The organism is Cyanobacteria bacterium QS_8_64_29 (assembly GCA_003022125.1).
Lineage (GTDB): Bacteria > Cyanobacteriota > Cyanobacteriia > Cyanobacteriales > Rubidibacteraceae > QS-8-64-29.
The window spans coordinates 1-8017 of the sequence record PXQH01000024.1 but is presented as its reverse complement, the minus strand read 5'-3'; the positions used below and the strand labels follow the sequence as shown (position 1 = coordinate 8017).

General features: G+C 62.8%; 9 protein-coding genes. 5 read left to right on the top strand and 4 right to left on the bottom strand.

Annotated features, from left to right (window positions below; all coding sequences use genetic code 11):
- Window positions 1-117 precede the first annotated feature (117 nt).
- A complete protein-coding gene (locus BRC58_04815) occupies window positions 118-315 on the top strand; it encodes a hypothetical protein (GenBank protein PSP18000.1) in 198 nt (65 codons plus the stop codon).
- Window positions 316-449: 134 nt separating this feature from the next.
- Here the strand turns inward: BRC58_04815 and BRC58_04810 are convergent, their stop codons facing one another.
- Entirely contained in the window at window positions 450-1451 is a 1002-nt protein-coding gene (locus tag BRC58_04810; GenBank protein PSP17999.1) for a LysR family transcriptional regulator, read from the bottom strand.
- Window positions 1452-1600: 149 nt separating this feature from the next.
- Between BRC58_04810 and BRC58_04805 the strand changes: the two genes are divergently transcribed.
- From BRC58_04805 to BRC58_04790, 4 genes are all read left to right on the top strand, one after another.
- A complete protein-coding gene (locus BRC58_04805; protein PSP17998.1) occupies window positions 1601-2317 on the top strand; it encodes a hypothetical protein in 717 nt (238 codons plus the stop codon).
- A 74-nt stretch (window positions 2318-2391) separates the two neighbouring features.
- The gene (locus BRC58_04800; protein ID PSP17997.1) at window positions 2392-2739 is read left to right on the top strand and encodes a thiol reductase thioredoxin; all 348 of its coding nucleotides are present in this window, start codon (window positions 2392-2394) and stop codon (window positions 2737-2739) included.
- Between the two features lie 187 nt (window positions 2740-2926).
- Window positions 2927-5005 (top strand): NADH-quinone oxidoreductase subunit L, encoded by a 2079-nt coding sequence (locus BRC58_04795; GenBank protein PSP17996.1) that lies wholly within the window; start codon window positions 2927-2929, stop codon window positions 5003-5005.
- A gap of 8 nt (window positions 5006-5013) precedes the next feature.
- Complete coding sequence (locus tag BRC58_04790; GenBank protein ID PSP18001.1) at window positions 5014-6582, top strand: NAD(P)H-quinone oxidoreductase subunit 4; 1569 nt, start codon at window positions 5014-5016, stop codon at window positions 6580-6582.
- Here the strand turns inward: BRC58_04790 and BRC58_04785 are convergent, their stop codons facing one another.
- From BRC58_04785 to BRC58_04775, 3 genes are all read right to left on the bottom strand, one after another.
- Entirely contained in the window at window positions 6583-6948 is a 366-nt protein-coding gene (locus BRC58_04785) for a hypothetical protein (protein PSP17995.1), read from the bottom strand.
- Between the two features lie 128 nt (window positions 6949-7076).
- A complete protein-coding gene (locus BRC58_04780; GenBank protein ID PSP17994.1) occupies window positions 7077-7475 on the bottom strand; it encodes a hypothetical protein in 399 nt (132 codons plus the stop codon).
- A 57-nt stretch (window positions 7476-7532) separates the two neighbouring features.
- Window positions 7533-8017: excinuclease ABC subunit B (locus tag BRC58_04775; GenBank protein ID PSP17993.1), on the bottom strand; the 485-nt coding region annotated here is incomplete at its 5' end.

The following is an 8017-nucleotide window of genomic DNA, read 5'->3' as shown; positions in this document are numbered from 1 at the left end:
AAGCAGGAAACGGGCTTGGACGAGTATGAGGTGCGCACCTGGCATGGCTGGTACCGGCACATCACCCTCTCCCTGCTGGCGTTGGCTTTCCTAGGTGCGGGCCCAGGCCAATGAGGCTTGGGTGGGGGAAAAAGGGGGAACCTTGTCCCGTTGACCGAGCCCGAGGTTCGACGTCTGCTGCTGGCCATCGTGCTGCCCAAGTTGCAAAGGGCCGAGCAGGCGCTGCTTTGGTCTCACTGGCGTCGCCATCACCAAGCCGTCGCGCGACGCTGTCACTACCGAGCTAGACCGCCCGACTCCAAACCGCGACTGTAGTACTAGGCCGCAAGGACCAAGCCCTAGCCGATCTAGAAAAGGCAGCCGAGCTGTTCGCGCAACGCGATTGGCAGCAGCAGTACCGGCAGGTGCGCGAGCGGATTGAGACACTGGAATAGGGGCGGCAGTGAGGGCTAGCTGCTGCCCAGCTGGGGCGCTGTGGGTGTATGGCGCTCTAGAGTTGCCTTGGCGCTCGCCGGCTCGGAAAACCAGCCCGTGGTGCAGAATTGGGGTAGGATCTCTTGGCTGAAAGCCTCGGCCGCTTTGGAGCGGTAGCGGTTGGGGTTAATGGCTACCGACAGCATGCGCTTGACCGAGATGTCCTCGATCTGGGCGCGATGGAGCGTGCCCATTTGCAGCTCTTTCTCGATGGCGGATAGGGAGACAAAGGCAGCGCCCAGCCCCGACTGAACGGCATTTTTGATGGCCTCGATGGAGTTGAGCTCCATCTCGACTTTAAGATGCTTGGGATCGATGCCGTAGCGCGAGAGCACCTGGTCAATGACTTTGCGGATCGTCGATTGGGAATCGAGGGCGATAAAGGACAGCTTGTAGAGATCTTCTTTGGAGATCGCCTCCGCGCGCGCTAGGGGATGAAAAACCGGCAAAATCAGCGCCAGCTCGTCGTGGGCGTAGGGGAATACCTCGAGCGTGTCCTGGAGCTCGGCTGGCACTTCGCCGCCAATAATGGCGAGATCGAGCTGGCCGTTGGCAACGCTCCAAGAGGTACGGCGGGTGGAGTGAACGTGGAGCTGCACCGAAACGTCGGAGTACTTTTGCCGGAACAGCCCGATCATGCGCGGCAGCAAATAAGTCCCTGTCGTCTGGGAAGCCCCCACGATCAGGGTTCCGCCCTGCAAGTTCTGCAGGTCCTCGAGCGCTCGGCAGGTTTCTTGGCACAGCGTCAGCAGCTTCTCGCCGTAGTTCAGCAACAGCCGACCGGCCTCGGTGAGCTGGGCCCGGCGGCCGCCGCGATCGAACAGCGGCACCTCCATCTGGCGCTCTAGGTTCTGGACCTGCAGGCTGACTGCCGGTTGGGAAACGTAGAGCGTATCGGCTGCCCGTTTGAAACTGCCTTCAGCTGCGATCGCTTTGAGGATGCGCAGCTGCTCGAGCGTAAAGGGGATTTCAGACATGGATCGCTGGCGCTTGCCCGGCAATCGGCATTGGCATCGAGCGCCATGCTGCCTGCTGTGGCTTATGGTGACCGTGAGCCTAGCACACCCGGGCGCTTGTGCCCGATCGCGGTTGGCTAGCATAAAGAACGCGGCGCCCGAGGAGCCCCATGCCCGCGCCCGACTGGTGGATTCCCAGCCACGGCATCATGCTGGCTTTGCTGTTGGGGTTTGCCCTGGCGCACAGCGGGCTCGCCGCGCTGCGCCCGCGGGGCGAGCGCTGGTTGGGGGCGCGGCTCTATCGCGTCGTGTTTGCCGCCGTGAGCCTGCCCGGCGCGCTCGCCGCGATCACCTATTTCATCCGCCACCGCTACGATGGGGCGCAACTCTGGCAGCTCCAGGAAGTCCCGGGCATGGAGCCGTTGGTTTGGGGGCTCTCGGCCGTCTCGTTTCTGTTTCTTTATCCGGCGACGTTCAACTTGGCCGAGGTGGCGGCCATCCAGCGACCGCAGGAGCACTTCTACGCAACCGGGGTTGCGCGCATCACGCGCCACCCGCAAATGGTGGGGCAGACGCTGTGGTGCATCGCCCACACGCTCTGGATCGGAACGAGCTTTGCGGTGGTGACCTCGCTAGGGCTGATCGCGCACCACCTGTTTGGCGTCTGGCACGGCGACCGCCGCTGGGAGCAGCGCCACGGCGACGCCTTTCGGGCGGTCAAAGCCCAGACTTCAATCGTGCCGTTCGCCGCGATCGCCGACGGCCGCCAACAGCTGCGGTGGCGCGAGTTCCTGCGGCCGGCTTATGGCGTCGTCTTGGCTGTGGTGTGGGGCATTTGGCAGGCCCATCCCGCCCTCGTGCAAACGGCCGCTCAACTGCCTTGGTAGGGGGGTGCCTGACGCGCGCCGAGCGCCATGCAAGGCTAAAATCGGGGACAAAGCCGACGGCGAGCCGCGACGCCATGCCCGCTTCGGTCGATCGCGACACCTTTGCCCAACAAGTTCTGGCAGCACCGCAACCGACGCTGGTGCATTTTTGGGCCCCTTGGTGCGGTTTGTGCCGCTCGATCGCGCCGGTGCTCGAGAGCATTCAAACCGAGTGGCGCCATGCACTCAAAATCGTCGATGTCAATGCAGACGAAAACTTGCAGCTGGCCAATGCCTACAAGCTGAGCTGCCTGCCCACGCTGGTGTTGTTCCATCGCGGCCGGGCCGTCCGCCGCCTGGAAGGCTTGCAACACCGGGACCGCGTCTACCAAGAAGTGGCCCGGATGGCAGCCGAGTTTGCTGGGGGCTCGCCCCAATCCTGAAGCGCCCCGGTCGCAACCGCTGCCCTAAGGGACGAGCCGCAGCTGCGGCAATGCCCGCCCAGACCGGATGAGCGGAAATACTCACCCCGGCAACCGATGTGTCACAATTATCTACGCGTTTGGCGGCCGGACGGCGGAAGCTGGATGCTGACCGGCACGCGAGGGATACGCGAGCAGGCATGCGCTTATGGAACCGCTCTACCAGTACGCTTGGCTGATTCCCGTTTTTCCATTACTCGGGGCCACGCTTGTGGGAACGGGCTTGATTTCGTTCGCCCAGCCCGTCCATCGCCTGCGCAAGCCCACCGCGATCGCCACCATCTCGCTGTTGGGGGTCTCCGCCGTGCTATCGGCTGCCCTGCTCTGGGACCAGATCCAAGGGCACGAGGCCTTCAGCCGCAGTTTTGAATGGGCGGCCGCCGGTGGGTTCAGCCTGTCGATGGGCTACACCATCGATCACCTCTCGGCCCTGATGCTGGTCATCGTCTGTAGCGTAGCCTTGCTGGTCATGATCTACAGCGATGGCTACATGGCCCACGATGCGGGCTATGTACGCTTTTTTGCCTACCTGAGCCTGTTTAGCGCCTCCATGTTGGGCTTGGTGTTGAGTCCCAACTTGGTGCAGCTCTACATCTTTTGGGAGCTGGTGGGCATGTCCTCCTACGTGCTGATCGGGTTTTGGTACGACCGCCAAGCAGCAGCGGATGCCTGCCAGAAAGCTTTTGTCACTAACCGCGTTGGGGATTTCGGATTGTTGCTGGGCATGCTGGGGCTGTATTGGGCCACCGGCACCTTCGAGTTTGAGGCCATGGGCGAGCGCCTCAGCGCCACGGTCGAGTCGGGGATCGTGGGCGTAACCCTGGCTGCCCTGTTCGGGATTTTGGTGTTTTTGGGCCCTGTGGCGAAATCGGCCCAGTTCCCGCTGCACGTCTGGCTGCCCGATGCCATGGAGGGTCCCACCCCCATCTCGGCGCTCATTCACGCCGCCACCATGGTGGCGGCGGGTGTCTTTTTGATCGCCCGCATGTATCCGGTCTTTGAGAGCATCCCCTTCGCCATGGAAACCATCGCCTGGACGGGGGCGTTCACCGCCTTTCTGGGCGCGACTATTGCCATCACCCAAACCGACATTAAAAAGGGACTGGCCTACTCCACAATTTCGCAGCTGGGCTACATGGTCTTGGCGATGGGGATCAGCGGCTACACCGCCGGGCTGTTCCACCTCATGACGCACGCCTTTTTCAAGGCCATGCTGTTTTTGTGCTCGGGCTCGGTTATCCACGGCATGGAAGAGGTTGTGGGGCACAACCCCGTTCTGTCGCAGGACATGCGTCTGATGGGCGGGCTGCGCCGCTACATGCCGCTAACGGCCGCTACGTTTTCGATCGGCACCCTGGCCATCTGCGGCATTCCGCCTTTTGCTGGCTTTTGGTCCAAAGACGAAATCCTGCACGACGCGTTTGCCGCTAGCCCGGCACTGTGGTTCGTTGGCTGGTTGACCGCCGGCCTAACAGCGTTCTACATGTTCCGGATGTACTTTTTGACCTTTGAGGGGTCCTTCCGCGGCAACGACGCCTCGCGGCGCCAGGCCCTGTTGCAGCAAGCTGGCCAAGGCGGACCGGCGCCAGCATTCGGCCCGGGCGCCATGGATGCCCGCGAGCTCGAGCATGCCGAGACCGAGGCAAGCGAGGAAACCGGCGGCCACCACAAGCAACCGCACGAGTCGGCTCTGACCATGACCCTGCCGCTGCTGGTGCTGGCGGTGCCCTCCTTCGCGATTGGCTGGATCGGGCGGCCGTGGAACAACGCCTTCGAGCGCTTCATTTACCCGCCCGGTGAGACGCCGGAAGAGGCTGCCATGGCCTCGGTTGCCGAGTTTCACTGGGACGAGTTTTTGATCATGTCGGGCAGCTCGGTCGGGATTGCGCTTCTGGGCCTGACGCTGGCCTCGCTGATGTACTGGCAGGGCCGCATCGATGCCCGCGCGATTGCGCAACGGCTCCGGCCGCTCTATCTACTCTCCTGGAACAAGTGGTACTTCGATGAGATCTACCACGCGCTGTTCGTGCGCGGCAGCCGTCGCTTGGCCCGGCAGGTAATGGAGGTGGACTATCGCGTTGTCGATGGGGCCGTTAATGCGACAGGACTGCTAGCCCTGCTCGGCGGCGAGGGCATGAAGTACCTGGAAACAGGGCGCGCCCAACTGTACGCGCTGGTGGTCTTTGCCGCTGCCCTGGGCTTTGTCGTGGTCTCTAGCATGGGGTGAACTCGACGATGGCGGACTTTCCTTGGCTCACGATCGGCATCCTGTTCCCCGTTCTGGCCGGTCTGGCGATCCCGTTTTTACCGGATGACAGCGGCAAGACCGTGTGCTGGTACGCCCTGGGCGTGGGCATTGCAGATTTTTTGCTGCTGTCAGGGGCCTTTTACTGGGCCTACGACATCAGCGACCCGGGCCTGCAACTGGTAGAGCGCTACGCCTGGATCCCCGAGATCGGCTTGAACTGGTCGGTGGCAGCCGACGGGCTCTCCATGCCGCTGATCCTGCTGACCGGCTTTGTCACCACGCTGGCGATCCTGGCAGGGTGGCCGGTTAACCTCAAGCCCAAACTGTTTTACTTTCTCATGCTGGCGATGTACGGCGGCCAGATCGCCGTGTTCGCCGTCCAGGACATGCTGGTGTTTTTCCTGGCTTGGGAGCTGGAGCTGATTCCGGTTTATCTGCTGCTGTCAATCTGGGGCGGCAAGCAGCGCCGCTATGCAGCCACCAAATTCATTCTCTATACGGCAGGGAGTTCGCTGTTCATTTTGGTGGCGGCGCTAATGATGGCCTTCTACGGCGATGCCGTCACCTTCGACATGCAAGCGCTGGCCGCCAAGGATTACGCCTTTTATTTCCAGGTCTGGGTGTACGCGGCCTTTTTGGTTGCCTACGCGGTCAAGCTCCCCATCATTCCGGTCCATACGTGGCTGCCCGATGCCCACGGCGAGGCCACCGCCCCCGTCCACATGCTGCTGGCCGGCATTTTGCTCAAGATGGGCGGCTATGCCCTAATCCGCATGAATGCCGGGATGCTGCCGGACGCGCACGCCTCGTTTGCCCCGGCGTTGGTGGTGTTGGGGGTGGTCAACATCATCTACGCCGCCCTGACCTCATTCGCCCAGCGCAACCTCAAGCGCAAGATCGCTTACTCGTCCATCTCGCACATGGGCTTTGTGCTGATTGGGATCGGCTCGTTTACCGATTTGGGCCTTAATGGCGCTGTGCTGCAGATGGTCTCGCATGGGCTGATCGGCGCTAGCCTGTTCTTTTTGGTGGGGGCGACCTATGATCGCACGCACACGCTCATGCTGGATGAGATGGGTGGCGTAGGCCAGCGCATGCAGAAACTCTTTGCCATGTTTACCACCTGCTCGCTGGCCTCGCTGGCCCTTCCCGGTATGAGCGGTTTTGTGGCCGAGATCATGGTGTTTGTGGGCTTTTCAACCAGCGATGCCTACAGTCTGACGTTCAAGGCCGTTGTGGTGTTTTTGGCGGCGGTGGGCGCGATCCTCACCCCCATCTATCTGCTCTCCATGCTGCGCGAGATCTTCTACGGGCGCGAGAACCGGGAGCTGGTCGAGCGCGAAAACCTCATCGACGCCGAGCCGCGCGAGGTGTTTATCATCGCTTGCTTGCTGGTTCCCATCATTGGCGTGGGGCTCTACCCCAACATGCTCACCCAGGCCTACGACGCCAAAACAGTCGCCATAACCAACAAGCTGCGGCAGTCCGTGCCGACTCTGGCGCGCACTGCCGATGGGGCCGAGCAGGCCGCTACAGTCGCGCCCGCCCTGCGCTAGCTAGCGCGTCAGCTCGAACCAGGCCGCACGCGCCGCGCGCTGGAGGCGCTGCCCGAGTTGGGCTAGGCGATCGCGCAGCTGCTGCCACTGCTCGGCGAGCGGTTGGCGGCCGTCAACTACCTCGGCATCAACAAGCTTCTCGCCATTGGGATCGCGGCGCCATGCGCGGCCCTCCTCGCGCGGCAGCGGGAAGCCATCGAGCCAGTCAAAGCCCCACCCCCCGCTGCTATCCTCTAGCGGAACCGTTTCGCGATGGAGGACGCGCCCGCGACCGTCGAGCCAGACTGTCTCCATCCGGCCGCGGCGGAAGGGTCGGCTGCCACCGACTTGCCAGTTGACTACCTGTTTGCGCGTAAAGGTTCGCATTGCGCACCACCCCCTTGGTTCGCGATCCGTGCTTGCCAACCGCTTCTACCATCCAGCAGGCTAGGGCAAGCGCCGCTGCTACGGCGTTCGGTCTTCTGCCGCTGGGGATGGCGGGATTGCCGTAATTGCTAGCCCCCTACGCGCTGCGGTTCGGGGAGCGTCACTGACCAGTGCTGGGGCGTGGCGCCGCGGATTTGAATTTGTTGCGGATCGAGGGTGTAGCCCGGTTTGAGCTCGATAACCAGGCGGGCCGTTTGCGGCTTGAATTGCCCGATGCGCACCTCGCGTACGACCCCCGGTACAGTTTCGCGCACCGTCGGCTGCCCCAGCTGGATCCCGGGCAGATCGATTGCGATGCGGCTGGGCGAGGTCACAAGCTGCGCCTGGGGCCGCACGGGGTGTACCGTTCGAAACGTCAGCTTCCGCTGGTCCTGCTCGAACTGCCAGTACAGCAGTTCGTTCGCCTGGGCCGGTGCGGCCAGCGCCACAGCGCCCAGGCTGCCCAACAGCCCAACAAGCAATCGCATTAGACTATCCGCTGCTAGCAGTCGCGGCTATTCTACAGCACGTTAAGGGCGGCCGGTTCAGTTCTGGGAGTTCTGCCCCAGCATTTTGCCCCGCAGGTGCTTGATGCGATCGCGCAGCTTGGCCGCCTGCTCGAATTCCTGATTTTGGGCCGCTTCCTGCATCTGCCCCTCGAGCTGCTCCACGAGCTGCGGAATTTGCTCGAGCGGCAGCTCGTCCGACTGCTGGTAGGCCTGCTCCAGCTGGTCGGCATTGAGCCGGCGCGAGATATCCAGAAACGACAGGATGGCGTTGCTGGAGCGCTTGGCAATGGGTTGGGGCGTAATGTCGTGCTTGCGGTTGTACTCGAGCTGGATCTGGCGGCGGCGCTCGGTCTCGGCGATGGCGCGCTCCATGCTGCCGGTGAGATGGTCAGCGTACAGGATGGCTTGGCCCTGGACGTGGCGCGCGGCCCGGCCCATAGTTTGGATCAGCGAGCGCTCGGCGCGCAAAAAGCCCTCTTTATCGGCATCCATGATTGCCACCAGCGACACCTCAGGCAGAT

What these genes read in the sequence shown, in the direction of transcription:
- BRC58_04810 (PSP17999.1), bottom strand. Translation starts at nt 1,451, where the DNA reads ATGTCTGAAATCCCCTTTACGCTCGAGCAGCTGCGCATCCTCAAAGCG.
- BRC58_04805 (PSP17998.1), top strand. Translation starts at nt 1,601, where the DNA reads ATGCCCGCGCCCGACTGGTGGATTCCCAGCCACGGCATCATGCTGGCT.
- BRC58_04800 (PSP17997.1), top strand. Translation starts at nt 2,392, where the DNA reads ATGCCCGCTTCGGTCGATCGCGACACCTTTGCCCAACAAGTTCTGGCA.
- BRC58_04795 (PSP17996.1), top strand. Translation starts at nt 2,927, where the DNA reads ATGGAACCGCTCTACCAGTACGCTTGGCTGATTCCCGTTTTTCCATTA.
- BRC58_04790 (PSP18001.1), top strand. Translation starts at nt 5,014, where the DNA reads ATGGCGGACTTTCCTTGGCTCACGATCGGCATCCTGTTCCCCGTTCTG.
- BRC58_04785 (PSP17995.1), bottom strand. Translation starts at nt 6,948, where the DNA reads ATGCGAACCTTTACGCGCAAACAGGTAGTCAACTGGCAAGTCGGTGGC.
- BRC58_04780 (PSP17994.1), bottom strand. Translation starts at nt 7,475, where the DNA reads ATGCGATTGCTTGTTGGGCTGTTGGGCAGCCTGGGCGCTGTGGCGCTG.